The organism is Halomonas getboli (assembly GCF_023094245.1).
Classification (GTDB): Bacteria; Pseudomonadota; Gammaproteobacteria; order Pseudomonadales; family Halomonadaceae; genus Halomonas; species Halomonas getboli.
Genome location: NZ_JALMEW010000005.1, coordinates 171,473 through 196,862 on the forward strand (window position 1 = coordinate 171,473; position 25,390 = coordinate 196,862).

The window sequence follows — 25,390 nt, forward strand, 5'->3', positions numbered from 1 at the left end:
TGGCGACAACCTTCGTCCCCGACAGGAAGCGATCATGACAACAACGCAAAGCACCCCGCATTCCCCGGCATCGCGCCTGCGCATCGGCATCATCGGCGGCGGCATCGGGGGCGTGGCCCTCGCCGTCGCCCTCGCGCGGCATCACGATCTCGACGTCCACCTCTTCGAGGCCGCCGAGCGCTTCTCGGAGATCGGCGCCGGCGTCTCGCTCGGGCCCAATGCGGTCCGGGCGATCTCGCGGCTTGGCCTGGAGGACGCCTATCGGCATATCGCCGATGCCTCGCCGGCGCCCTTCGAGGACGTCTGGTTCGAGTGGCGCCGCGGGCGTGACGACGCCTACCTGACCGCCTCGCTGGCGCCCGGCGTCGGCCAGTCCTCGGTTCATCGCGCGGACTTCCTGGATGCCATCGTCGCCCATCTGCCCGAGGGCATCGCCCACTTCGGCAAGCGCTGTCATGAGGTGACGCAGGATGGCGAGGGCGTCAGCGTGCGCTTCGAGGATGGCAGCACCTTTCAAGGCGATATCCTGATCGGCTATGACGGCATCAAGTCGTCGGTGCGCGAGCACGTGCTGCCGGTCGAGGAATTCGGCGCCTTCGCGCCACGCTGGAGCGGCACCCAGGCCTATCGCGGGCTGGTGCCCGTCGAGCGACTGTGCCAGGCGATGCGCGAGGCCGGCGTCGACGAGCGGCTGGCCGTGGTGCCGCAGATGTATCTGGGCGAGGACCGCCATATCCTGACCTTTCCGGTGAAGCAGGCGACGCTGATCAACGTGGTGGCCTTCGTCACCGACCGCTCCTCGCCCGAGCCGCGGCTGCCCGAGGGCGCGTCCTGGGTGGCAGAGGTCGACCGCCAGGCGATGCTCGACGACTTCCTCGGCTGGGGCGCCGCCTCCGGGGCGATCCTCGGCTGTATTGATCACCCGACTCGCTGGGCGCTGCACGAGCTGCCCGAACTGCCACGCTATGCCCGCGGCCAGGTGCTGATTGCCGGCGACGCCGCCCACGCCATGCTGCCGCATCAGGGCGCCGGCGCCGGCCAGGCGCTGGAGGACGCCTACGTGCTGGCCAGCCTGCTGGGCGACCCTGACTGCCGTCGCGGCAACGTCGCCGCGTTGCTGGCGGCCTTCGAGGCGGTGCGGCATGCCCGCACCTGCCGCGTGCAGGCAACGTCCCGCGAGGCGGGAGACGTCTACGAGTACGCCGCTCCCGGCATCGGTGCCGACGAGCCGAGTCTCATCCCGGAACTGGAGCGGCGCTTTGGCTGGCTCTGGCATCACGATCCGCGTGACGACGCGGCGGAGGCGCGGCGCCGGCTGGGCTGGTCCGCGGCGATGGCCGATGAGGAGGCGGTGCCATCGGCCTGATCATCGGGCGTACAAGGGGCGGAGAGGGCGGTAGAAGAGTGGGTAGGGGGAAGGCGTCGAGGAAGATGTGGCGTGGATTAGACCAAAGTCGTTAGACCAAGGTATAATCCTATCCGCACTCACCGATGCAAGGGGTCACACCATGACTACTGCTACCGCTCGTCCGTCCCTGGCCAAGCGTTTCGGCAAGCGTGCCTACCGCGTGCTGGAAGTGATGACCGAGAACGCCTACCGCAACTTCCAGACCCGCATGGCCTACGCCTACATCTAAGGCGCGTGGCTTGACCGGCACCTGATCCTGGCGGTCCGCGTTCCAGCGGACGCCGGGGTGCCGGCCAGTTTTCCTTACCCTGCTTTCTCTCCCTCCCACGTCGCCGAACGTCCCTTCCTGCTCCCGTGCAGGGAATCCCCCGGACGCGGTGCCCCGCTCAAGCCTACCCCGTTTCCGCCGATAGCCTTCCGATGCGTAAAGGAAGGGCGACTCGTGCCCGTAGAGTGGGAGATGCCAGCCAGATGATCGATCGTGCAACTCGCGATGGCCGCCGACGCGGTAAGCGTCTGCTCGCCTGCCTGTCGGGCGCGCTGCTGCTGTGGAGCCTGGTGGCATTCGGTGGTGAGGTGCGCGACCTGCGGCTGCGCAGTGAGGGCGCCAAGACTCGGGTCGTGCTGGATCTCTCCGCGGCGATGTCGAGCAACGTCTTCACGCTGGGCGGGCCGGACCGCCTGGTCATCGATCTGGCCGAAGGCCAATTGACCGGCGACCTGGCGGATGCGCCGCTGGCCGGCAGCCCGATCACCGGCATTCGTACCGGCGCCCGCGGCGACGGCACCCGGGTGGTGCTGGATCTGAGCGGACCGGTGACGGTCGAGAGCCACGACCTGCCGCCCGCGGGGCTCCAGGGCCAGCGCCTGGTGCTGGACCTCACCGCGTCATCGAGCGCCTCGGCAGCCTCGCCGCCGATACCGGCCGTGCCGGCGCCGGCGGCCCCTTCGACGCCTCCGGTGTCGACCGGTGGCCGGGATATCGTGATCGCCGTGGATGCCGGCCACGGGGGCAAGGACCCCGGCGCCACCGGGCCGCACGGCGTCCGCGAGAAGGACGTGGTGCTCGAGCTCGCGCGCCGGCTGGCGCGTCGCCTCAACCAGGCTCCGGGCTTTCGCGCGGTGCTGACCCGGGACCGCGACGTCTACGTGGGGCTGAGACGGCGGACGACCATCGCCCGCGAGCATCGCGTCGACTTCTTCGTCTCGATCCATGCCGACGCCGTGGACCGGCCGGGGCCGCATGGTAGCTCGGTCTATGCGCTGTCGACGAGCGGCGCCAGCTCGGAGTCCGCCCGCTGGCTGGCCAGCAGCGAGAACCGCGCGGTGATCGCCGACGACGAGGCCTTCATCGCCCTGGCCGAGCAGGACATGGCCACCCGCAGCGCGCTGCTCGACCTCTCCATGAACGCCACCCTCAATCAGTCGCTGGCCGCCGGCGGGCGCATCCTCGAGCGGCTGGGACGCATCAACGACCTGCACAAGCCGCGGGTCGAGCAGGCCGCCTTCGTGGTGCTGAAGTCGCCCGACATTCCCTCGCTGCTGGTCGAGACCGGGTTCATTTCCAACCCGAGCGAGGAGCGGCGCCTGCAGAGCGCCGCGCACCAGCGCGCGCTGGTCGAGGCCATCGTCGATGGGCTTCGGGCGCACTTCCGGACCGCGCCGCCGGAAGGTACCCTGCTGGCGGCCAGCGCCGGGGATTGAGGCCTCTTGGCAGGCCGGTGCGCCGGGCCTTATGATGCTCGGCACGCCGGCGTAGCTCAGCTGGTAGAGCAACGCACTCGTAATGCGTAGGTCGGTGGTTCGAGTCCACTCGCCGGCACCAGAAAGATCATCAAAAACGGCCACTTGGCGATTCGTCGCGGTGGCCGTTTTGCGTTGGCAGCAGCCCGGATGGCTGCCGGGTGACAAGGGTGATCAGGCCGGAGTGATCCGTCCGATTCTGTCGCCGGCGTCAAGCGAGCTGCCCGCCCGGGCCTCGATGGCGAGGATGCCCTCCCGGTCGGCGACGATCTGGGTCTCCATCTTCATCGCTTCCATGATGGCGACCACCTCGCCCTCCTTGACCGAATGGCCCTCCTCGACCTGCCACGCCAGCAGCGTGCCGCTGATCGGCGCGCTGATATCGCCATCGTCGGTGTCCGCCGAGCCGTGGCTGGGTACCGCTTCTCCGCCGAACGACAGCCCCTGCAGCAGGCCGGTGGGCAGGCCGATGCGGTGGCGCTTGCCGTCGATGTCGATCACGGCGTGCAGCATGCTGGGGTCGCTGGCCGGCGGCTGGCGGGGCGCCCAGTCCAGGGCGTCGTCGAAGTCGGTCTCGATCCAGCGTGTATGGACCCGGAAGGCGTCATCGTCGGTGAAGTCCGGATGCGCCATGACGGCGCGGTGGAAGGGCAGCACCGAGGCGACGCCCTCGATCTCGAACTGTGCCAGCGCCCGGCGGGCACGGGCGATGGCCTGCGCGCGGGTGGCGCCGGTGACGATCAGCTTGGCCATCAGCGAATCGAAGTGGCCGGAGACGCTGTCGCCGCCTTCGACGCCGGTGTCCAGGCGCACGCCGGCCCCGCCGGGGGCGCGGAACGTGGCGATGCGGCCGGGCGTGGGCAGGAAGCCCTTGGCCGCATCCTCGGCGTTGATGCGGAACTCGAAGCTGTGGCCGCGCGGTGCGGGCGTCTCGGTGAAGGACAGGGGCAGTCCCTCGGCGATGCGCAGCTGCTCGATGACCAGGTCGACGCCGGCGGTCTCCTCGGTGACGGGATGCTCGACCTGCAGCCGGGTGTTGACCTCGAGAAACGACAGGGTGCCGTCGCTGCCGAGCAGGAACTCGACCGTGCCGGCGCCCACGTAGCCGGCCCGCGCGCAGATGTCGCGGGCGGCGCGATGGATCTCGCGGCGCTGCTCGGCGCTGAGATGCGGCGCCGGCGCCTCCTCGACCAGCTTCTGGTTGCGCCGCTGCAGCGAGCAGTCGCGGGTGCCGACCACGACGACCGTGCCGTGACGGTCGCCCAGCACCTGGGCCTCGATATGGCGGGGGCGGTCGAGGAACTGCTCGACGAAGCATTCGCCGCGGCCGAAGGCGGCCTCGGCCTCGCGCACCGCCGAGTGATAGAGCTCGGCAACCTCGTCCATGCGCCAGGCGACCTTGAGCCCGCGCCCGCCGCCGCCGAAGGCTGCCTTGATGGCGATCGGCAGGCCATGTTGCTCGGCGAAGGCCACCACTTCCTCGGCGTTTGCCACCGGGTCCTGGGTACCCGTCACCAGCGGGGCGCCGGCCTCGAGCGCCAGCCGGCGCGCCTCGACCTTGTCGCCCAGCGTCTCGATGGTCTCGGGGCTCGGCCCGATCCACACCAGCCCGGCGGCCTGAACGGCGCGCGCGAAGTCGGCCCGCTCCGAGAGGAAACCGTAGCCCGGATGCACGGCATCGACGCCGGCGCGGCGGGCCACGTCCAGCAGCTTGTCGATCGACAGATAGCTCTCGCCCGGGCGCTCGCCGCCCAGCGCGTAGGCCTCGTCGGCCAGGCGCACGTGCATGGCCTCCAGGTCGCCGTCGGCATAGATGGCCACCGAGGCGGCGCCGTGGTCGCGGCAGGCGTGAATGACGCGCACCGCGATCTCGCCGCGGTTGGCGATGAGCACCCTGCGGATGGGCCGGCGTTCGACGTTCGTGTCGGGGGTGGAGCGATGGTGCTGGGGAGTGTTCATGAGGAGGCCTCGCCGCCGAGAGGTGAAAAGTCGTTGATCGGGTTGAAGCGGATGCGGGCGTTGGCGGGGATCTGCCCCGCCAGGTCCAGGTGGTAGTCGGCCACGCAGGCGATTACCGGATAACCGCCGGTCAGCGGATGATCGGCCAGGAACAGCACCGGCTGCCCGCTGGCGGGGACCTGGATGGCGCCGGTGACCGTGCCCTCGCTGGGCAGTTCGGCGTCGTTGATGCGTTCGAGCGCCCGCTCGCCCTGCAGGCGCAGGCCGATGCGGTCCGACTGTGAAGTGACGTCCCAGGCCTGCGCGCAGAGCGTCTCCAGGGCCTGAGCCGTGAACCAGTCGCTGCGCGGGCCCATGACGATGTCCAGCGTTACCGTCTGGCCGGCGGAGGGCAGTTCGGGCGCGGCGTGCGCCTCCAGGTCCAGCGCCGTGACCGGCAGCTCGGCCGCTCGGAGACGGTCGCCGCGGGCCAGCGGGCGTGGCCCCAGCTTGGCCAGGGTGTCGGTGGAGCGGCTGCCGAGCACGGGCGCGACCTCGAAGCCGCCGCGCAGGGCGAGATAGCTGCGCAGGCCGGCGCGGGGCGTGCCCAGGGTCAGGACGTCGCCGGCGGCCAGCTCGATGGGGCCATCGAAGGCGGGGCTTAGCGTCTCGCCGGCCTCGGTGCGGATCGACACCGCCAGCGGGGCGCCGGCCAGGCCGAGCATCGCGGGGCGGTGGCAGCGCAGTTTTAGCCCGCCGAGCGCGACCTCGAGGGCGGCCGCATCCGAGGGATTGCCGACCCGCCGGTTGGCGGCGCGCAGCGCGCCCTTGTCCATGGCGCCGGCCGTGGACACGCCCTGGGCGGTCTGACCGAAGCGGCCGAGATCCTGGAACAGGGTCTGGAGGCCGGGATGCACGATCTCCAGCGTCGGCGCCTGGACGGGCGCGTCCGTATTGATGGCAGGGGCGGGCACGCTGGTGCGCTCGGGGGGCGCGTCGGTGGCGCTGAAACGCACCCGCATGCCGGGCTGCAGCAGGGCCGCCGGCGTGCGTTCGACGTCCCACATGTCCAGTGGCGTGGTGCCGATCAGCTGCCAGCCGCCGGGGCTGGCCGTGGGGTAGATGCCGCTGAAGGTGCCGGCCAGCGCCACGGCGCCGGCGGGAATGCGGGTGCGGGGCGTGGGGCGGCGCGGCACGTCGAAGCCGGCGCCGCCCGAGAGATAGGCGAAGCCGGGGGCGAAGCCGCAGAAGGCGACGCGATAGTCGTGCTCGCCGTGGCGCCGGATCACCTCGTCGGTGGTGAGATCCAGCAGCCGTGCGACGTCATCGAGGTCCTCGCCGGCGTAGTGCACGGGAATCTCGATCAGCTCGCCCTGGCGATGGTCGCTGTCGGCCGGCGGCTGGGCAAGCAGCCGCCGGGCCAGCTCGTCGGCCGAGATGCGTTCTGGCGCGAAGGACACCAGCAGCGTGCGCGCGGCGGGCACCAGCGTGGTCACGCCGGGGATCGGCGCCTGCCGCAGGCGCTCGTGGAGTCCGAGCGTCTGCGACAGGCCGTCGAGCTCGACCAGCAGGGTGCTCTGGTTGACGGGCAGAATGTTCACGCGGACTCCTGGGACGCATCGGGGCCGCCGTGGGCGAAGGCGCGCAGGTTCACGCCGGCGTCGAGCAGACGCTGGCGCACGGCCTGAGCCATGGCGATCGCGCCGGGGCTGTCGCCGTGGACGCAGATGGAGGCGGCGTCCACGGCGACCACGTCGCCTTCCACGCTCTCGAGCGTGCCGTGCTGCACCAGGCGCAGCATGCGTTCGGCCACCTGTTCGGGGTCGTGCAGCACCGCGCCGGCCTCGCGGCGCGAGACCAGCCTGCCGTCGCGATGATAGGCGCGGTCGGCGAAGGCCTCGGCCGCGGTGGCCAGGCCGGCCTCCCGGGCCCAGTCGTTCAGCGGCGAGCCGGCCAGCGTCATCAGCACCAGCGAGGCGTCGAGGGTCTGGATCGCCTCGATCACCGCCTCGGCCTGGCGCCGGTCGTGGGCGATGGCGTGATAGAGCGCGCCGTGCGGCTTGACGTAGCGCACGGCGGTGCCGGCCGCGCCGGCCATGCCCTGCAGCGCGCCGATCTGGTAGATCACGTCGGCGCGCAGCTCGTGATGGGCGAGCTCCATATGACGCCGGCCGAAGCCGACCAGGTCCGGGTAGCTGACGTGGGCGCCGACGCTCACGCCGCGCTCGGCGGCGGCGGCCAGGGTGCGCGCCATGCCGGCCGGGTCGCCGGCATGGAAGCCACAGGCGACGTTGGCGCTGGTGACCAGATCCAGCATGGCGTCGTCGTCACCCATGCGCCACTGGCCGAAGCTCTCGCCGAGATCGCTGTTCAGGTCGATATGGGACATGTGCGGGATCCTCGATCAGGTCGCGGGTGTCAGGAAGGCGAAGATGGGGCCGATGGACTGATAGCCCATGTACCAGGTCAGGGCGCAGACCGCGGCGCCGGAGACCAGCAGCCAGCGCGGATAGCGGTGGCCGTTCATGAGGTCGCCGCGGCGCCAGGCCACGTACAGGAAGAGCGTCAGGCCGACCGGCAGCACCAGGCCGTTGAAGCCGCCGGCGAAGACCAGCAGCGCGGCCGGGGGCGTGCCCAGCGACAGGAAGACGAGCAGCGAGGCGCCGATGAACACCAGGGTCGCGCGGTTGCGGGCCGGCTCACCGATGCTCGGCTTGAAGGCGCTCAGGAACGTCATCGAGGTATAGGAGGCGCCGATGATGCTGGTGATGCCGGCGGCCCACAGGATCAGACCGAAGGCGCGCAGGCCGAGTTCGCCTGCCGCCGCCTGGAAGGCCTGGGCCGCCGGATTGGCGTTCTGCCCGGAGACGTCGATGATCACGCCGCTGGCGACCACGCCGAGGATGGCCAGGAACAGGATGTAGCGCATCACGCCGGTGACCAGGATGCCGCGCAGCGCCGCCCGGGAGACGGTCTCGACGTTCTCCTCGCCGCCCAGGCCGCGGTCGAGGATGCGGTGCGCCCCGGCGTAGGTGATGTAGCCGCCGACGGTGCCGCCCACGATGGTGGTGATGGTGGCGAAGTTGATGGTGTCCGGCAGCACGGTCTGGCGCAGTGCCTCGCCGATCGGCGGCTGGGAGGCCAGCGCCACGAACAGCGTCATGGCCAGCATCAGCACGCCCAGCACGATGATGATGCGGTCGATGGCGATGCCGGCGCGGCGCGACGAGAAGACGCCCACCGCGACCAGCGCGCTGATCAGGCCGCCCCACTGGGTATCCAGCCCCATCAGGGCGTTGAGCCCGAGCCCGGCGCCGGCGATGTTGCCGACGTTGAAGGTCAGGCCGCTGACGATGATCAGCACCGCGAGCAGGTAGCCGCTGCCGGGCAGCGCGGCATGGGCGACCTCGGGGGCGCGCATGCCGGTGACGGTGACCACGCGCCAGATGTTCAGCTGCACGACCAGGTCGATGACGATCGAGGCCAGGATGCCGAAGGCGAAGGCGGCGCCCATCAGCGAGGTGAAGGTGGCCGTCTGGGTGATGAAGCCGGGGCCGACGGCGGAGGTGGCCATCAGGAAGATGGCGCCGATCAGCGAGGCCCGCCGGGAGCGGACGAATCCGGCATCGGTTGCGCTACTAGCCATGACAGAGGAACTCCGGGGTGGGGATTGTTATGAATCGTCTGGCAACTTGTGTGCCATATTCCATGGAAGTCTTGTTTTTGTAGGTCCAGTCGAGTGTGATTGTTCAACAATAGCGCCGTCGCCCATGACGGGATATGCGACTTGTGTCTCATGTTGGGGCAGGGTTCGAGAACATGCGCCACGAGTGTGCGCCGGACGCGCTTGTCGTCTCGGCCCGTAACCGGGAACATGAGCGCCAGGAATGACTGGGCCACGACCGGGACGGACAAGCACGCATGAACAGGCAGGAAGCAGAGGGCAGGGGCCGGGCGTTGGGCGAGACCGTCGGCGACGAGATCCGGCGCCTGCTGGTGGAGGGTGAGCTGGTGCCGGGGCAGCGCCTGTCCGAGAGCGCGCTGGGAGAGCGCCTGGGGGTGTCGCGCAATACGCTGCGCGAGGCGTTTCGCAGCCTGGCCCACGAGGGACTGGTCACGCATCGCCCCAACCGCGGGGTCTTCGTGACCACGCCGAGCCTGGCCTCGATCGTCGACATCTATCGGGTGAGGCGCTTCATCGAGTGCCAGGCCCTGCGCGAGGCCCTGCCGAGTCATCCGGCGCTGCAGCGGATGCGCGAGGCCGTCGAGCAGGCCGGCGCCGGCCGCGAGCGGCGCGACTGGCAGGCCGTGGGGTCGTCCAACATGGCCTTTCATGCCGCCATTGTGGCACTGGCCGACAGCCCGCGGCTGGATGCCTTCTTCCACCAGCTCTCGGCGGAGCTGCGGCTGGCCTTCGGCATGCTGAGCGATCTGGAGTGGCTGCACGGGCCCTACGTCGCGCTCAACCAGCGCGTGCTGGAGGCCTTCGAGAGCGGCGACGCGGAGCGGGCCGCGATGCTGCTGGAGCAGTATCTGTCGCAGTCGGAGCGCACGCTGCTGGCGGCCTACGCCCGCGACAATCCGGCCGACTAGGGGGCGGCGAGCGCTCAGTCGTCCAGGCGGGTCAGGCCCTCCTGGGCGCTGGAGGCCACCAGCCGGCCCCGTCGGTCGTAGAGGCTGCCGCGGCTGAAGCCGCGGGCGCCGCCGGCCCAGGGGCTGTCCATGTCGTAGAGCAGCCAGTCGTTGACTCTGACGTCGTCATGGAACCACAGCGAGTGGTCGAGGCTGGCGATGCGCAGGCCGGGGTCGCCGAAGCGCAGGCCGTGGGGCACCAGGGCGGTGGTCAGCAGGTGGAAATCCGAGCTGTAGGCGAGCAGGCAGCGGTGCAGGGCCGGGTCGTCCGGCAGCTCGCCGGCCAGCCGGAACCATAGCCGCTTGCGCGACGGGCGGCCGGGCTCGGCGGCGTCCTCGATGTGGCAGAACTCGATGGGATGGCCGGGGAAGCGCTGGCTGAGGTCGGCCTTGTCGAGGTCGTCCGGCGAGGGCACCTCGGGCATCTGCGGCTGGTGGTGCGGACCGCTTTCCTGGCCGTGGAAGGAGGCGCTGCAGAAGAAGATCGGCCGGCCCTTCTGGATGGCGGTGATGCGGCGGGTCGTGAAGCTGCGGCCGTCGCGCACCGCGTCGACCTGGTAGACCACCGGGCGGCTGGCGTCGCCGGGGCGCAGGAAGTAGCCGTGCAGCGAGTGCACCCGCCGGCTGGCGTCCACGGTCTGGGTGGCGGCGGAGAGCGCCTGGCCAAGCACCTGGCCGCCGAACAGCTGGGGCAGGCCCAGGTCCTGACTGCGGCCGCGAAACAGGTTTTCTTCCAGGGGCTCGAGACGCAGCAGGTCCACCAGCGCGTTCAGGGCGTCGCTCATTCCGGGTATCCTCCAGGGGCCGCGGCATCGGCGCATGCCGGGCGCTCATACGAATGTTTCATTGTCAGTAGTCTACGGGAGTCGGCGGCCATGCGCAGTGACGAGTTCTACATGCATCGGGCCCTGGATCAGGCGCGGCTGGCCGGGGAGGCCGGTGAGGTGCCGGTGGGCGCGGTGGTGGTGGACGCCGCCGGCGAGATCGTGGGCCGTGGCTTCAACGCACCGGTGGCGGGCCATGACCCCAGCGCCCACGCCGAGATTCGCGCCCTGCGCGATGCCGGCGCGCGCCTCGGCAACTACCGGCTCGACGGCTGCACCCTGTACGTGACCCTGGAACCCTGCCTGATGTGCACCGGCGCGATCATCCACGCGCGGCTGGCGCGGGTGGTCTACGGGGCTGCCGAGCCGCGCACCGGCATGGTCGAATCGAAGGCCAACCTGTTCGCCCAGCCCTGGTACAACCATCGGTTGACGGTCGAAGGCGGCGTGCTGGCCGCCCGCGTCTCGCGGCTGCTCAAGGCCTTCTTCGCCGAGCGGCGTTCAGGAGCCGCCGACGGATAGGTCGGCGCGCGTTTCCGCCCGCTCGATGCGGTCGCGCCCCAGCGACTTGGCGCGATAGAGGGCATCGTCGGCGGCCTGAAGCAGCTCGTCGGCCACCAGCAGGCCTTCCTCCAGGGTGGCGATGCCGGCGCTCAGCGTGACCGGCGCGCCGTCCCGGTGATACAGCTCGGCCTCGGCCAGCGCCTCCTGCAGCCGATGCCCCACGGCTTCCGTCTCCTCGGCGTCCAGGCCTGGGAGGCAGGCGACGAATTCCTCCCCGCCGAGCCGGGCGAAGACTCCGCCGGCCTCGGCCAGCACCGCTTGCCCCCGTCGCCCCAGTTCGGCGAGATAGCGATCGCCGACCAGATGGCCGAGGCGGTCGTTGACCAGCTTGAAGTGATCGATATCGCACAGCAGCACGCTGAGCGGCCGGTGGGTCGCGTGTTCTTCCAGCACCTGCAGGAAGCGGCGCCGGTTGGGCAGCCGGGTCAGTTCGTCGTGGGTGGCGAGCCACTCGACCTCCTGCTGCAGTCGGGCGCGATGGCGCACCTCGCGGCGCAGGTCCCGGTTGGAGCGCCGGGTCTGGCGATGCTGCATCAGCATATGATGGCGGGCGAAAAGGGCGAGATACAGCAGATAGGCCAGCGTCAGTCCCGCCAGCAGGGTGACCTCCGGCTGGCGCGGGCGCCGGGCCAGCAGGGCATCGCGACTGGGGCGGCTGATCAGCGTCAACGGCAGTTCGCCGATCATCAGCGTCGCCGCGTGGTGCCAGGGACCCGGCTGCCGGGCCGTGCCCTGATGGGCGAGCAGCCGCTCGCCGTCGAACAGCGAGAGCGCGGCGGCCTCGGGCAGGACACGGTGGAACAGGGTGTCGGCCATCGAGCGCAGACCGACCACCATGCCCACGGCGCCCAGGATGCGGCCGTCCTCGGCGCGCGGCACCGGCAGGTAGTAGACCACGCCGGGCTGGCCTTGCAGCAGCTCGATGACGCCGGTATGGCCGGCGAGCCCGTCGCGCAGGGCCGGGATCAGCGCCGCGCGTCCCTCCGGCTGGGCCTGGAACAGGCCGGTCCCGAGCAGCGGCGTGTTGAACTCGTTGGCCGGATGGACGCGGACGATGTGCCCGTCCGGGCCGACGAAGGCGATATTGAGCAGATAGCGGAAGTCGCGGCGATACAGCTCGGCACGGTAGGCCCATTGATCGGCGGAGGGCGTGCCGTCCTGCCAGCGCCAGGAGGCGGCGAAGCGCCGCATGGCGGCCAGGTGGTCATCGAACTCGGCGGTCAGCTGGTCGGCCAGTCGCTGGCCCTGCTCGGCGCTCTCCTGCCGCTGCTGGCGATCGAGGGTCTGATGCTGGGAATACCATAGCGCCAGCGTCAGCGCGACCAGCAGCAGCGAGGGCCACAGGGCCTTGGCGATGCTGCGCCGTGAGGTGCGCCAGCCGCCGAGCACGTCGACCAGCTGGCCGAGCAGCAGGCAGGCCTGGGCGGCGATCAGCGGCACGCCGCCGGCCAGCGCCAGCAGCCCCGCGGCCGGGTGGGGCACGAGCAGTTGGGCGATCAGCGCCAGGCCGGCGCCGCCCATCAGCAGCGGGGCGCCGAGATTGGCCCGGGTACGGGCCAGCAGGGCGAGGTCGAGCAGGCTCAGGCACAGCAGCGTCAGCAGCGGCGGGCGCCAGTCGTTCAGGTGGCCGTCCGCGGAGAGCCGTGCTGTCCAGCGCTGCCAGTCGGCCTGGGACATCCAGGCCTCCGGCAGCAGATAGCTGAGCAGGCTCAGGGCCAGCCAGGCCATGGCCGGCCACAGCAGCAGCCGCGAGAGGGTGATGCGACGCAGGTGCCAGGCCAGCTGGCCGGCGGCGATCAGCCCGATCAGGCCGAGGTGGACGCCGTCGAGCGGGGTGATATTGCCCGTCATCAGCAGGCCGACGAGGGCGACCGGCGGCGCGGCAGCCGCCAGGGGCAGGGCGCCGAGCCGGTGAGTCATCGGACGGCCTCAGCCGCTGGGCGGGGTCCCGTCGGCACGGGCCGTCTTCTTCGCGTCCGGTGACTGGCGGACGCTGAGGCGATGGAACTGCTGACGGCTGCGGTCAACATAGGCGAGGATCTCGTGATAGCGGCGAATGTTGCGAACGTAGATGACCGGCTCGCCGCCTCTGGCATAACCGTAGCGTGTCTTGCTGTACCATTCGCGCTGCTGCAGCAGCGGCAGGGCGTCGCGCACGTCGTCCCAGCGGTCGGGATTGCCACCGCGCATCTCGACGATGCGGCGTGCGTCGTAGAGATGGCCCAGCCCCACGTTGTAGGCGGCCAGGGCCATGTACAAGCGGTCATCCCCGGTTATCGACGCCGGCAGGCGATCCTTTAGCGAACGCAGATACCGCGCCCCGCCCTCGATGCTCTGGGCCGGGTCGAGACGGTTCGCGACGTTCATCTCGGAGGCGGTGGCATTGGTCAGCATCATCATGCCGCGCACGCCGGTGGGTGAGGTGGCCTTGGGCCGCCAGTGGGACTCCTGATAGCCCACCGCGGCCAGCAGCTTCCAGTCGAAGCCGCTGTCGCGGGCGGCGGCGCGGAACAGGCCGTCGTAGCGGGGCAGTCGCTCGTGAACGTGGCCGATGAAGGTACGTGCCCCGACGTATTCCAGGTAGTTGTCGCGCCCCAGATAGCGGGTCTCCAGGCGTGCCAGCAGGCCGTTGTTCTGCATCTGCTCGAGGAAGCGATTGGCCTCGCGCAAGAGGCCGAGCCCCTGGCCGGTGGGAAAGGCCCAGGCCAGCGACAGCGGCCGGCCCAGCGCGAAGCCGTCCTCGACCTCGGGGAAGAACAGCCGATTGAGGCGGAACTGGTGCCGGAAGACCACGGCGGCGTCCAGGGTGCCGTCGGCGACCCGGCCGAGCAGCGCCGAGACCTCGATGTCGTCGGCCTCCTGCCAGCGCAGCCAGGGATGATCCTGCTGCAGCTCGTGCATCACCAGCGAGGTGCCGGTACCGCGCAGGGTGCCGATCTTGAGGCCCTCGAGGTCGTCGATCTCGTCGGGCGGCGGCAGCCCGCGGCGATACACCAGCAGCGGCTGCAGCGGCATGATCGGGCGGCTGAACATCAGGCCGTCGAGGGTCGGGTCCAGGGGCAGGGCGGCGGCGCCCAGATCGCCCTGATGACGCACGGCCTCCAGCGCCTCGGCGATGTTGTGGTCGGCGTCCAGGTTGAGGCTGACGCCCAGGTAGTCGGCGAAGCGCCGCATCAGCTCGTATTCGAAGCCGGTCGGCCCCTGACGGCCCTCGTAGTAGGTCGTGGGGGTGTTGCGGGTCTGGATGTTGAGGAAGTCCCGCGCCCGGATGTCCGCGAGCTGCGGCCCGGGATCGCGATCGGGGCGATCGGTGACCAGGCCGAGCCCCAGCAGCGCGCACAGGGTCGCGTAGCGGCGCCGTTGGCGGCGCAGATGGTCGAGCAGGGTTGCCAGCATAGTGATGTCGGGATGCGATGAGTGATGTCACCTTACCCAGCGCCCCGAAGGCTGTCATCCACGCCGATTTCTCGCCGCCCGCGCTTTCCAGTATCATGTGCGCTCATTGCCGCCGGCCGCGGCCCCCGTCTTTACTGCATTCTGCTTGTTTCAGAGGCCCCAGGATATGCTCGAACTGCGTGGCGCGCCCGCCCTCTCCGCCTTCCGTCATGCCAAGCTGCTCGAAGCGCTGCACGCCGTGGCTCCACAGGTCGAGGCGCTCGGCGCCGACTACGTGCACTTCGTCGATCACGACGGCGAGCTGGAAGGCGAGGATCGCCGCCTGCTCGAGCGCCTGCTGGAGTACGGCCCGGCCCACGAGACCGGCGCCCGCGACGACGGCCGCCTGTTCCTGGTGGTGCCGCGCATCGGCACCCAGTCGCCGTGGTCGTCCAAGGCCACCGACATCGCCCGCAACTGCGGCCTGAGCCAGATCCGCCGCCTCGAGCGCGGCATCGCCTACCGGGTGCGCTTCGCCGGCGAGCTCTCCGAGGAGGCCTATGAGGCGGTGATCGCGGCGCTCCACGACCGCATGACCGAGACGGTGCTGTTCGATGCCTCCGATGCCGTCAAGCTGTTCGCTCATCACGAGCCGGCGCCGCTCGGCCAGGTGGATCTCCTCGGCGGCGGCCGCCCGGCGCTGGAGCAGGCCAACGTCGAACTGGGCCTGGCGCTGGCCGAGGACGAGATCGACTACCTGTGCGAGGCCTTCCAGGGCCTCGGCCGCAACCCGGCCGACGTCGAGCTGATGATGTTCGCCCAGGCCAACTCCGAGCACTGCCGCCACAAGATCTTCAACGCCGACTGGGTGGTGGACGGCGAGGCGCAGCCGCGCTCGCTGTTCAAGATGATCAAGAACACCTATGAGGCCTCGCCGGCCGACATCCTCTCCGCCTACAGCGACAACGCCGCGGTGATCCGCGGCAGCGAGGCCGGCCGCTTCTTCGCCGCGCCGCTGACCGGCAACGCCGCCGAGCGCGCCGTCTACGCCGCCCACCAGGAGCCGGTCAACATCCTGATGAAGGTGGAGACCCACAACCACCCGACGGCGATCGCCCCGCATCCGGGCGCGGCCACCGGCGCCGGCGGCGAGATCCGCGACGAGGGCGCCACCGGCATCGGCGGCAAGCCCAAGGCGGGCCTGACCGGCTTCACCGTCTCCAACCTGCGCATCCCCGAGTTCGTACAGCCCTGGGAGGCCTTCGATTACGGCAAGCCCGAGCGCATCGTCGACGCCCTCGAGATCATGCTCGAGGGCCCGATCGGCGGCGCCGCCTTCAATAACGAGTTCGGCCGCCCCAACCTGACCGGCTACTTCCGCAGCTACGAGCAGGACGCCCTGGGCGCCAACGGCGTCGAGCGCCGCGGCTTCCACAAGCCGATCATGATCGCCGGCGGCTACGGCAACATCCGCGAGGATCACGTCCAGAAGGGCGAGATCCCGGTCGGCGGCAAGCTGATCGTGATGGGTGGGCCGTCGATGCTGATCGGCCTGGGCGGCGGTGCGGCCTCCTCCATGGCCTCCGGTTCCTCCAGCGCCGACCTGGACTTCGCCTCCGTGCAGCGCGACAACCCCGAGATCGAGCGCCGCGTGCAGGAAGTCATCGACCGCTGCTGGGCGCTGGGCGACGACAACCCGATCTGCTTCATCCACGACGTGGGCGCCGGCGGCCTGTCCAACGCCCTGCCGGAGCTGGTCAAGGACGGCGACCGCGGCGGCCGCTTCGAGCTGCGCGAGGTGCCCAACGCCGAGCCGGGCATGAGCCCGCTGGAGATCTGGTGCAACGAGGCCCAGGAGCGCTACGTGCTCGCCGTGGCGCCGGAGAACCTCGCCGCCTTCGACGCCCTCTGTGCCCGTGAGCGCTGCCCCTACGCCGTGGTCGGCGAGGCCACCGAGGCGCATCATCTGGAGGTCCGCGACGGCCACTTCGACACCAAGCCGGTCGATCTGCCGATGAGCGTGCTGTTCGGCAAGCCGCCCAAGATGACCCGCGAGTTTCGCCGCGAGAGCCGCGAGATGCCGGGCATCATGCTCGACAACCTCGATCTGCGCGAGGCCATGGACCGGGTGCTGCGCCTGCCCACCGTGGCCTCCAAGAACTTCCTGATCACCATCGGCGACCGCTCGATCACCGGCCAGGTGGCCCGCGACCAGATGGTCGGCCCGTGGCAGGTGCCGGTGGCCGACGTGGCGGTGACCACCGCCACCTTCGACACCCACGCCGGCGAAGCCATGGCCATGGGCGAGCGTCCGCCGGTGGCGCTGATCGACCCGGCGGCGAGTGCGCGCCTGGCGGTGGCCGAGACCATCACCAACCTGGCCGCCGCGCCGATCGCCAAGCTCGGCGACGTCAAGCTGTCCGCCAACTGGATGAGCGCGGCCAGCCACCCGGGCGAGAACCAGGCGCTGTATGACGCCGTGCACGCCGTGGGCATGGAGCTGTGCCCGGCGCTCGGCATCGCCGTGCCGGTGGGCAAGGACTCCATGTCCATGCGCACCGCCTGGCAGGAAGAGAACGACAAGGGCGAGCGCGAGGAGAAGAGCATCACCTCGCCGCTGACCCTGGTGACCACCGGCTTCGCCCCGGTCACCGACGCCATGAAGACGCTGACGCCGCAGATCGACCTGACCCAGGACGAGTCCGACCTGATCCTGATCGATCTCGGCGGTGGCAGGAACCGCCTCGGCGGCTCGGCGCTGGCTCAGGTCTACGGCCAGGTGGGCGACGAGTGCCCGGACCTGGACGATCCGGAGGACCTCAAGGCGTTCTTCACCGTGATCCAGGGCCTCAACGCCGACGGCAAGCTGCTGGCCTACCACGACCGCAGCGACGGTGGCCTGCTGGTGACCCTGCTGGAGATGGCCTTCGCCGCCCACGCCGGCCTCGAGATCAAGCTCGACTGGCTGATCGACGAGCCGGCCGACGCCTTCAACGCGCTGTTCGCCGAGGAGCTCGGCGCGGTGATCCAGGTGCCCCGCGCTCACACCGAGGAGGTGCTGGCACAGTTCGCCGGCGCCGGCCTCGAGAGCTGCGGCGTGATCGCCCGTCCGCGCTACGACGATCAGGTCCGCGTGACCCTGTTCGAGGAGCCGCTGCTCGAGACCACCCGGCTGCTGGCCCAGCGCACCTGGAGCGAGACCAGCTACCGCATGCAGGCGCTGCGCGACAACGCCGAGTGCGCCAAGAGCGAGTTCGACGGCCTGCTCGATGGCCGCGATCCGGGCCTCTCCGCCCAGCCGAGCTTCGACGTCGACGAGGACATCGCCGCGCCCTTCGTCAATACCGCCAGGCCGGCGGTGGCGGTGCTGCGCGAGCAGGGCGTCAACGGCCATCTGGAGATGGCCTGGTCGTTCGACAACGCCGGTTTCGAGGCCGTCGACGTGCACATGAGCGACATCCTGGAAGGGCGCGTCAGCCTCGAGGAATTCAAGGGCCTGGTGGCCTGCGGCGGTTTCTCCTACGGCGACGTGCTGGGCGCCGGCGGCGGCTGGGCCAAGTCGGTGCTGTTCAACCCGCGCGCCCGCGAGCAGTTCGCCGGCTTCTTCGGCCGCGACGACAGCTTCGCCCTGGGCGTGTGCAACGGCTGCCAGATGCTGTCCCAGCTCAAGGAGCTGATCCCCGGCGCCGAGGCCTGGCCGCGCTTCGTACGCAACGAGTCCGAGCAGTTCGAGGCCCGCGTGGCCATGGTGCGCGTCGAGGAGAGCCCGTCGATTCTGCTCTCCGGCATGGAAGGCTCGCTGCTGCCGATTGCCGTGGCCCACGGTGAGGGGCGCGCCGAGTTCCGCGACAGCGCGCACCTGCGCAGCATGCAGGGCTCCCCTCAGGTGGCGCTGCGCTACGTGGACAACTACGGCCAGGTGACCACCCGCTATCCGGCCAACCCCAACGGCTCGCCCTCCGGCATCACCGGCCTGACCACGCCGGACGGCCGGGTGACCGCCATGATGCCGCACCCAGAGCGCGTGGTGCGTGCGGTGACCAACTCCTGGCGCCCGGCCGAGTGGACCCGGGACGGCGCCTGGATGCGCCTGTTCCGCAACGCCCGTCGCTGGCTGGGCTGATCTTTCCCGCCAGCCGACGCAAGACGCCCGGGCCAGTGGCCCGGGCGTCGTCGTCTGGGGGCTCGCCGATGGCGCGCCGCCGTCGCGTCAGGACGCCTTGCCGTCCGACTTCTCGTGCTCCTTCAGGTGCGCCTCCACGTCGTCGAGCAGGTGGCGGAACTGGGCCTGCAGGTAGTCGTAGCGGCCGAAGTCGTGGCCGCAGTCGTCGCAGTAGACGTGGTACTGATCCTCGCGCCCCGGGGGCAGGCGCTTGACGCGGCTGCCGCATTTCGGGCATTCGGGGCTGGTCTTCACTTGCATGGGCGACTCTCCTGTGTCGATTCAGGGCGATGACATGCCTCCTAGATAGCATGGCAAAGCCCGGCGCGGTCAAGTCTCACGCTGCAACGACGCTCCGCGCTGACGCGACGCGGCGGCCTCGTTAAGATGGCGCCTTCATCGCCGAGAGGTCCGTCATGACCGAAACCGCCCCGCCCAGCCTGCGCCCCTACCAGCAGCAGGCGGTGACCCGCGTGGTCGAGCACTTCCGCCAGACCGAGGATCCCGCCGTGGTGGTGCTGCCCACCGGCAGCGGCAAGTCGCTGGTGATCGCCGAGCTGGCGCGCCTGGCCCGCGGCCGGGTGCTGGTACTCGCCCACGTGCGCGAGCTGGTCGAGCAGAACCACGCCAAGTATCAGGCCTATGGCCTCGAGGCCGACATCTTCAGCGCCGGCCTGGGCCGCAAGGAAACCGGGCGCCAGGTGGTATTCGGCTCGGTGCAGTCGGTGGTGAGGAACCTCGACAGCTTCGGCTCTCCTCATGATGGGCGGGGCGACTTCACGCTGCTGGTGATCGACGAGTGCCACCGGGTGTCGCTGGACGAGGACTCCAGCTACCGGCGGGTCATCGCTCACCTGCGCGAGGAGAATCCGCGGCTCAAGGTGCTGGGCCTGACCGCCACCCCCTACCGGCTGGGCCAGGGCTTTCTCTATCACCGCCACCATCACGGCATGGTGCGCGGCGACGACGACTGCTTCTTCCGCGACTGCGTGTTCGAGCAGCCGCTGCGGCTGATGGTCAAGCAGGGCTATCTGGCCGAGCCGCGCCTGGTCGACGTGGCCGTCGAGCGCTACGACTTCTCGGCCCTCGAGCCGGGCAGCGGCGGCCTGTTCCAGGAGGCGGAGCTGAACCGGGTGGCGGCCGGCAACCGGGCGACGCCGGCGATCATCGAGGAGGTGGTCGGCCACGCCGTCGAGCGCGCCGGGGTGATGCTGTTCGCCGCAAGCCGGGCCCATGCCGAGGAGATCCTCGGCTATCTGCCTGCCGACGAGGCGGCGCTGATCACCGGCGCCACGCCGGCCGCCGAGCGCGAGGCGATCATCGCCGCCTTCAAGGCCCGCGAGCTCAAGTATCTGGTCAACGTGGCGGTGCTGACCACCGGCTTCGATGCCCCTCATGTGGACCTGATCGCGATCCTTCGGCCCACCGAGTCGGTGGGGCTCTACCAGCAGATCGTCGGCCGTGGCCTGCGCCTGTCGCCGGGCAAGCGCGACTGCCTGATCCTCGACTACGCCGGCAACCCCTGGGATCTCTACGCCCCCGAGGTCGGCAGCCCCAAGCCCGCCGGCGACACCGAACCGGTGCAGGTCGAGTGCCCGCAGTGCGGCCACGCCAACCTGTTCTGGGGCCGGCGCGACGGCGAGATCGTCATCGAGCACTTCGGCCGCCGCTGTCAGGGGCTGGTGGCGGACGAGAGCGGGAATGGCGCATCGTCGGGCGCCGGTAAACCGCAGCAGTGCAGCTTCCGCTTCCGCTTCAAGGTCTGCGATCAGTGCGGCGCTGAGAACGACACCGCGGCGCGGCGCTGCCACGGCTGCGAGTCGCTGCTGGTGGACGCCGACGACAAGCTGCGCGAGGCGCTCAAGCTGCGCGACGCCCGGGTGCTGCGCGTGTCCGGGATGCAGCTCGAAGCCACCGTCAACGGCCGCGGCCTGCCGCGGCTCAAGGTCGTCTACCACGACGAGGACGGTGCCACCCTGGTCGAATGGTTCGCCCTGGAGACCCCGGCCCAGCGCGGCGCCTTCGCCGCGGCCTTCCTGCGCGAGCACCTGCGTGCCCCCGGCACGCGCTGGTCGCCGACCACGCCGGAGGAGGTGGTCGCCGAACAGCACCGCCTGCGCGCCCCGGACTTCGTGATCGGCCGCAAGGCCGGCCGCCACTGGCAGGTGCGGCGCAAGCTGTTCGACTACACCGGCCGCTATCGCCTCGCCGCCGAGGCGGGATGAGTCACGGCTTACCCTGATCCTCGCCGCTTGGTAGACTGTGCGGTCGATCATTCGCCGCCCCACCAGCTACCGGAGGCCTGCCCCGCGTGAGCGAGACGCCCCCGTCCACCGAGACACCCGACGACGCCCCGGGGTCCCCCGCCGACCCGACCGTCGCCGAGGGGGCCGGGGCGAGCGACGCCGAGGCGCAGGCGCTCAGCCAGAGCGCCGCGGTGCTGGGCCGGCTGTTCGACGAGCCGATCACCGAGCTGCCGGAGGATCTGTATATCCCGCCGGAGGCGCTGAAGGTCTTCCTCGAGGCCTTCGAGGGGCCGCTCGACCTGCTGCTGTACCTGATCCGGCGCCAGAATCTGGACATCCTGGCCATCGACGTGGCCGCCATCACCCACCAGTACATCGAGTACGTGGAGCTGATGAAGGCGATGGAGATCGAGCTGGCCGGCGAGTACCTGCTGATGGCGGCGATGCTGGCCGAGATCAAGTCGCGCACCCTGCTGCCCAAGCCGCCGAAGGAAGGCGGCGACGAGGACGAGGAGGATCCGCGCGCCGAGCTGATCCGCCGCCTGCAGGAGTACGAGCGGCTCAAGAACGCCGCCGAGGCGCTGGCCGAGCTGCCGCGGCTGGGGCGCGACTGGTTCCCGGCCCGGGCGGCGCTGCCGCCGCTGGAGAGCCGGGTGGTGCATCCCGACGTCGAGCTCGACGAGCTGCTCGGCGCCCTGGCCGGCATCCTGCGCCGCGCCGAGCTCAACCAGGCCCACCAGGTCAGCCGCGAGACGCTCTCCACCCGGGAGCGCATGCTGGCGATCATGGAGCTGCTCGACTTCGAGCGCTACACCGCCTTCGAGGCGCTGTTCACCCTCGAGGAGGGGCGCGCCGGGGTGGTGGTGACCTTCATGGCGATCCTCGAGCTGGCCAAGGAATCGATGATCGAGATCGTGCAGAACGCCCCGCTGTCGCCGATCCACGTGCGCGCCCGGGGCGGGCCGCAGGACGACGAGGCCGAAGACGCCTACGCTGACGACGAGCCAGAAGGGGAGAGCCCCTTCGCGGATGACGACGACCAAGGGAGCGAGTCGCCATGACCGCCATGGAAATCCCCGATGCCCTGGACGAGATCCTCGAGGCCGCGTTGCTCGCCGCCGGCGAGCCGCTCTCGCTGGAGCGGCTGGAAAACCTGTTCGACGATCACGAGCTGCCGCCCCGGCGCGCCCTGCGCGAGGCCCTGGCACGCCTGGAAACGCGTCACGAGCGCGGCGCCATGGAGCTGCTGGAAACCGCCTCGGGCTATCAGCTGCGCATCCGGCCGCGGCTCTCGAGCTGGGTCTCGCGGCTGTGGGACGAGCGCCCCCAGCGCTATTCCCGGGCGCTGCTCGAGACGCTGGCGCTGATCGCCTATCGCCAGCCGGTGACCCGCGGCGACATCGAGGAGGTGCGCGGCGTCACGGTCAGCGGTTCGATCATGCGTACCCTGGTCGAGCGCGGCTGGGTGCGGGTGGTGGGGCATCGCGACGTACCTGGGCGCCCGGCGGTCTATGCCACCACCCGCAGCTTCCTCGACGACTTCGGCCTCAAGACCCTCGACGAGCTGCCGCCGATGCATGAACTCAAGGGCTTCGACGAGCCCGAGCAGACCCTCGAGGACACCCCGCCGCCGCCCCAGCACGACCTGCTGGCCCAGGCGGACGAGCCCGTCGATGAGGGCGAGGGCGACGAAGAGGTGCACGACGAAAACACGCACGACGAGGTGGCGGAAGCGGACGATCGCGCCGACACTGCCACTCGCGACGACACCCTCGAAGAAAAGACCGCCGCCGAGGCTTCCGAGCCCGCGGCTGCAGAGACGACGGCCGGGATGGCCGACGATGACCACGCCGGGACGGCGTCCGAGCGGACAGGCCTGAGCTTCGCCGATCTCGAAGCCCGCCTGTCCGAACGTGCCCGGGGTCGCGTCGACGATGACGCTGCCTCGGGGGCGGAATCCACTACCAGCGAGACAGACGACTGATGAGCACCACCACCGAGAAACTGCAGAAGGTCCTGGCCCGGGCCGGCATGGGCTCGCGCCGCGAGATGGAAGCGGCCATTGCCGACGGCCGGGTCAAGGTCAACGGCCAGGTGGCGACCCTGGGCGACCGCATCGAGCCCCGCGACAAGGTCGCCCTCGATGATCGCCCGGTCACCCTGCGCACCGCCGACGAGGTGCCGCGGCGCGTGATCATGTACAACAAGCCCGAAGGCGAGTTGTGCACGCGCAAGGACCCGGAAGGGCGGCGCACCGTGTTCGACCGCCTGCCGCGCCTCAAGGGCGAGCGCTGGATCGCCATCGGCCGCCTCGACATCAACACCAGCGGCCTGCTGCTGTTCACCACCGACGGCGAGCTGGCCAACCGGCTGATGCATCCCTCGACCCAGATCGAGCGCGAGTACGCGGTGCGCGTGATGGGTGACGTCCAGCAGTCCCACGTCACGGCGATGGTCGAGGGCGTGATGCTCGACGACGGCCCGGCGCGCTTCACCGACGTGCAGGAGTTCGGCGGCGAGGGCATCAACACCTGGTTCCACGTGGTGATCATGGAAGGCCGCAACCGCGAGGTGCGCCGCCTGTGGGAATCCCAGGGGCTGACCGTCAGCCGCCTCAAGCGCGTGCGCTACGGCAACATCTTCCTCGACAAGCGGGCCAAGGCCAGCGAGTGGGTCGAGCTCTCCCAGGAGGAGATCGACGACCTCGCCGGCATGGCCGGCCTGCCGGCGCGCAAGGTGCCGGAGCTGACGCCGGACGAGAAGAACCGCTGGAGCCGCGACAAGCACAAGCGTCGTCCGGTGCAGGCGATGCGCAAGCCCAAGTCGCGCCGTTAAGAAGACGCGCCGCTCGTCCCCGGAAAGGCCCGCCGCCGCATGGCGCCGCGGGCCTTTTCTTTCCCGGCCGGCAGAAGCTCGGTGAGAAAGTTCGTCTGAAGTTGAAAAAGCGCTTGCCAGGTCGGGGGCATATCCGTATTATCTGCACCCGTTCGGAAGGGTCGTTAGCTCAGTTGGTAGAGCAGTTGGCTTTTAACCAATTGGTCGTAGGTTCGAATCCTACACGACCCACCAACCGAACCTGGATTCATGGCGACTGAGCCGCCATGCGTCATGGGTCGTTAGCTCAGTTGGTAGAGCAGTTGGCTTTTAACCAATTGGTCGTAGGTTCGAATCCTACACGACCCACCAGATTCGACGCCCCTGCCTCCCATGAGGCAGGGGCGTTTTTCATGCGTGCCCGGTCGGTGGTGGACCTTGCAAGGCGGCCGGAAGGGCGTCATGCTCGACGGTTGTCCTTTCGTCTTGCCGGGCGCGAGCTCGATGCGCTTTTCGGCTAGAATGAAGACGGGTTGGCCAGGGCGGAAGACGCCGCGGTTGACCCACGGTGTGTCGCGGCGTGCGGAGCGCACGCGCGTCGGCACCTGGTGCAATGCAGGGGGAGCCCCTGCCGGTCACAGTGGTAGACACGATGACAATCATGACTTCCCGTGCCGAGCTGCGTGAGCAGCTGGCGCGTTCCTATTGCCCCACGCGCATTCCCGCCGAGGACGAGGCCCGCATCGAGGAGATCAAGCGTCTGCTCGAGGCCAACAACGCCGTCCTGGTGGCCCACTACTACACCGATGACGCCATCCAGCAGCTGGCCGAGGAGACCGGCGGCTGCGTGGCGGATTCCCTGGAGATGGCCCGCTTCGGCGCCCGCCATCCGGCCGACACCCTGGTGGTGGCCGGGGTGCGCTTCATGGGCGAGACGGCCAAGATCCTGTCGCCGGAGAAGCGCGTGCTGATGCCGACCCTCGAGGCGACCTGCTCGCTCGACGTGGGCTGTCCGGCCGACGAGTTCAGTGCCTTCTGCGACCAGCATCCCGATCGCACCGTGGTGGTCTATGCCAACACCTCGGCGGCGGTGAAGGCGCGCGCCGACTGGGTGGTGACCTCGTCGATTGCGGTCGAGGTGATCGAGCACCTCCAGGCCCGCGGCGAGAAGATTCTGTGGGCCCCGGACAAGCACCTCGGCGGCTATATCCAGAAGAAGACCGGCGCCGACATGCTGCTGTGGGACGGCGCCTGCATCGTCCACGAGGAGTTCAAGGCCAAGGGCGTCGAGGATCTGAAGGGCCTGTATCCGGACGCCGCGGTGCTGGTGCATCCCGAGTCGCCGTCCTCGGTGGTCGAGCTGGCCGACGTGGCCGGGTCCACCTCCCAGCTGATCAAGGCCGCCAAGGAGCTGCCCAACGAGGAGCTGATCGTGGCCACCGACCGCGGCATCTTCTTCAAGATGCAGCAGGCGGTGCCCGAGAAGACCCTGTTCGAGGCGCCTACCGCCGGCAACGGCGCCACCTGCCGCAGCTGCGCCCACTGTCCGTGGATGGCGATGAACGCCCTGGACAACCTGGCCGGCGCGCTGCGCGAGGGCACGGGCGAGATCCATGTCGGCGACGAGCTGCGCCGGGCCGCGCTCAAGCCGCTCACGCGGATGCTCGAGTTCAATCGCTAAGCT

Annotated in this window: 19 protein-coding genes and 3 tRNA genes; 14 read left to right on the plus strand and 8 right to left on the minus strand. The window is 70.1% G+C overall.

Translation table 11 applies throughout. The features are described 5' to 3' along the window. The first annotated feature begins 34 nt into the window (after nt 1-34). The 4 genes from salA to MYL53_RS12010 all read left to right on the plus strand — a co-directional run bounded on the left by salA (nt 35) and on the right by MYL53_RS12010 (nt 3,233). Entirely contained in the window at nt 35-1,366 is a 1,332-nt protein-coding gene (salA, locus tag MYL53_RS12000; RefSeq protein ID WP_247854195.1) for a salicylate 1-monooxygenase, read from the plus strand. Between the two features lie 142 nt (nt 1,367-1,508). Continuing rightward, the gene (locus MYL53_RS17270) at nt 1,509-1,637 is read left to right on the plus strand and encodes a hypothetical protein (protein WP_282103518.1); all 129 of its coding nucleotides are present in this window, start codon (nt 1,509-1,511) and stop codon (nt 1,635-1,637) included. A gap of 242 nt (nt 1,638-1,879) precedes the next feature. Then, on the plus strand, nt 1,880-3,112 hold the full coding sequence (locus tag MYL53_RS12005) for an N-acetylmuramoyl-L-alanine amidase (protein ID WP_247854196.1): 1,233 nt from the start codon (nt 1,880-1,882) through the stop codon (nt 3,110-3,112). Between the two features lie 45 nt (nt 3,113-3,157). Continuing rightward, nucleotides 3,158-3,233, plus strand: a tRNA-Thr gene (locus MYL53_RS12010). 92 nt (nt 3,234-3,325) lie between these two features. Here the strand turns inward: MYL53_RS12010 and MYL53_RS12015 are convergent. The 4 genes from MYL53_RS12015 to MYL53_RS12030 are packed head-to-tail and all read right to left on the minus strand — an operon-like array spanning nt 3,326 to nt 8,735. Continuing rightward, nucleotides 3,326-5,110 carry an acetyl/propionyl/methylcrotonyl-CoA carboxylase subunit alpha gene (locus MYL53_RS12015; protein ID WP_247854197.1) on the minus strand — a complete coding sequence of 595 codons (1,785 nt, stop codon included), beginning with the start codon at nt 5,108-5,110 and terminating at the stop codon, nt 3,326-3,328. Continuing rightward, complete coding sequence (locus MYL53_RS12020) at nt 5,107-6,690, minus strand: 5-oxoprolinase subunit B/C family protein (RefSeq protein WP_247854198.1); 1,584 nt, start codon at nt 6,688-6,690, stop codon at nt 5,107-5,109. The genes MYL53_RS12015 and MYL53_RS12020 overlap by 4 nt, the downstream gene beginning before the upstream one ends. Continuing rightward, a complete protein-coding gene (locus MYL53_RS12025) occupies nt 6,687-7,478 on the minus strand; it encodes a LamB/YcsF family protein (RefSeq protein WP_247854199.1) in 792 nt (263 codons plus the stop codon). Before MYL53_RS12025 ends, MYL53_RS12020 begins: the two co-directional genes overlap by 4 nt. 15 nt (nt 7,479-7,493) lie before the next feature. Beyond that, nucleotides 7,494-8,735 (minus strand): NRAMP family divalent metal transporter, encoded by a 1,242-nt coding sequence (locus MYL53_RS12030; RefSeq protein WP_247854200.1) that lies wholly within the window; start codon nt 8,733-8,735, stop codon nt 7,494-7,496. A gap of 275 nt (nt 8,736-9,010) precedes the next feature. On the opposite strand from MYL53_RS12030, the gene MYL53_RS12035 reads away from it, so the two are divergent. After that, entirely contained in the window at nt 9,011-9,682 is a 672-nt protein-coding gene (locus tag MYL53_RS12035; protein WP_247854201.1) for a GntR family transcriptional regulator, read from the plus strand. A 14-nt stretch (nt 9,683-9,696) separates the two neighbouring features. Here the strand turns inward: MYL53_RS12035 and MYL53_RS12040 are convergent, their stop codons facing one another. Next, entirely contained in the window at nt 9,697-10,506 is an 810-nt protein-coding gene (locus MYL53_RS12040) for an acyl-CoA thioesterase (protein WP_247854202.1), read from the minus strand. Nucleotides 10,507-10,596: 90 nt separating this feature from the next. Between MYL53_RS12040 and tadA the strand changes: the two genes are divergently transcribed. Continuing rightward, entirely contained in the window at nt 10,597-11,067 is a 471-nt protein-coding gene (gene tadA, locus MYL53_RS12045) for a tRNA adenosine(34) deaminase TadA (protein WP_247854203.1), read from the plus strand. On the opposite strand, the gene MYL53_RS12050 is transcribed toward tadA, so the two are convergent. Together MYL53_RS12050 and mltF are read right to left on the minus strand one after the other, a co-directional pair. Next, nucleotides 11,047-13,029, minus strand: a complete 1,983-nt coding sequence (locus tag MYL53_RS12050; protein WP_247854204.1) for a GGDEF domain-containing protein — start codon at nt 13,027-13,029, stop codon at nt 11,047-11,049. The genes tadA and MYL53_RS12050 overlap by 21 nt on opposite strands. Before the next feature lie 9 nt (nt 13,030-13,038). Further along, a complete protein-coding gene (gene mltF, locus MYL53_RS12055) occupies nt 13,039-14,505 on the minus strand; it encodes a membrane-bound lytic murein transglycosylase MltF (protein ID WP_247854205.1) in 1,467 nt (488 codons plus the stop codon). A gap of 166 nt (nt 14,506-14,671) precedes the next feature. On the opposite strand from mltF, the gene purL reads away from it, so the two are divergent. Further along, nucleotides 14,672-18,607: a phosphoribosylformylglycinamidine synthase gene (gene purL / locus MYL53_RS12060; RefSeq protein ID WP_247854206.1), complete on the plus strand. Its 3,936-nt coding sequence runs from the start codon at nt 14,672-14,674 to the stop codon at nt 18,605-18,607. Between the two features lie 87 nt (nt 18,608-18,694). Here the strand turns inward: purL and MYL53_RS12065 are convergent, their stop codons facing one another. Next, on the minus strand, nt 18,695-18,907 hold the full coding sequence (locus MYL53_RS12065; RefSeq protein WP_247854207.1) for a transposase: 213 nt from the start codon (nt 18,905-18,907) through the stop codon (nt 18,695-18,697). A gap of 155 nt (nt 18,908-19,062) precedes the next feature. Here MYL53_RS12065 and radD point away from each other — a divergent pair, with 155 nt between their 5' ends. From radD to nadA, 7 genes are all read left to right on the plus strand, one after another. After that, a complete protein-coding gene (gene radD, locus MYL53_RS12070) occupies nt 19,063-20,871 on the plus strand; it encodes a DNA repair helicase RadD (RefSeq protein WP_247854208.1) in 1,809 nt (602 codons plus the stop codon). Between the two features lie 86 nt (nt 20,872-20,957). Next, on the plus strand, nt 20,958-21,953 hold the full coding sequence (locus MYL53_RS12075; protein ID WP_425591754.1) for a segregation and condensation protein A: 996 nt from the start codon (nt 20,958-20,960) through the stop codon (nt 21,951-21,953). Continuing rightward, nucleotides 21,950-22,876: an SMC-Scp complex subunit ScpB gene (gene scpB / locus MYL53_RS12080; protein WP_247854209.1), complete on the plus strand. Its 927-nt coding sequence runs from the start codon at nt 21,950-21,952 to the stop codon at nt 22,874-22,876. The genes MYL53_RS12075 and scpB overlap by 4 nt, the downstream gene beginning before the upstream one ends. After that, the gene (rluB, locus tag MYL53_RS12085) at nt 22,876-23,727 is read left to right on the plus strand and encodes a 23S rRNA pseudouridine(2605) synthase RluB (protein ID WP_247854210.1); all 852 of its coding nucleotides are present in this window, start codon (nt 22,876-22,878) and stop codon (nt 23,725-23,727) included. The genes scpB and rluB overlap by 1 nt, the downstream gene beginning before the upstream one ends. A gap of 158 nt (nt 23,728-23,885) precedes the next feature. Next, nucleotides 23,886-23,961, plus strand: a tRNA-Lys gene (locus tag MYL53_RS12090). Between the two features lie 41 nt (nt 23,962-24,002). Next, nucleotides 24,003-24,078 (plus strand) — tRNA-Lys (locus MYL53_RS12095). A gap of 280 nt (nt 24,079-24,358) precedes the next feature. Continuing rightward, nucleotides 24,359-25,387: a quinolinate synthase NadA gene (gene nadA / locus MYL53_RS12100; RefSeq protein ID WP_247854211.1), complete on the plus strand. Its 1,029-nt coding sequence runs from the start codon at nt 24,359-24,361 to the stop codon at nt 25,385-25,387. The last annotated feature ends 3 nt before the right edge of the window (nt 25,388-25,390 follow it).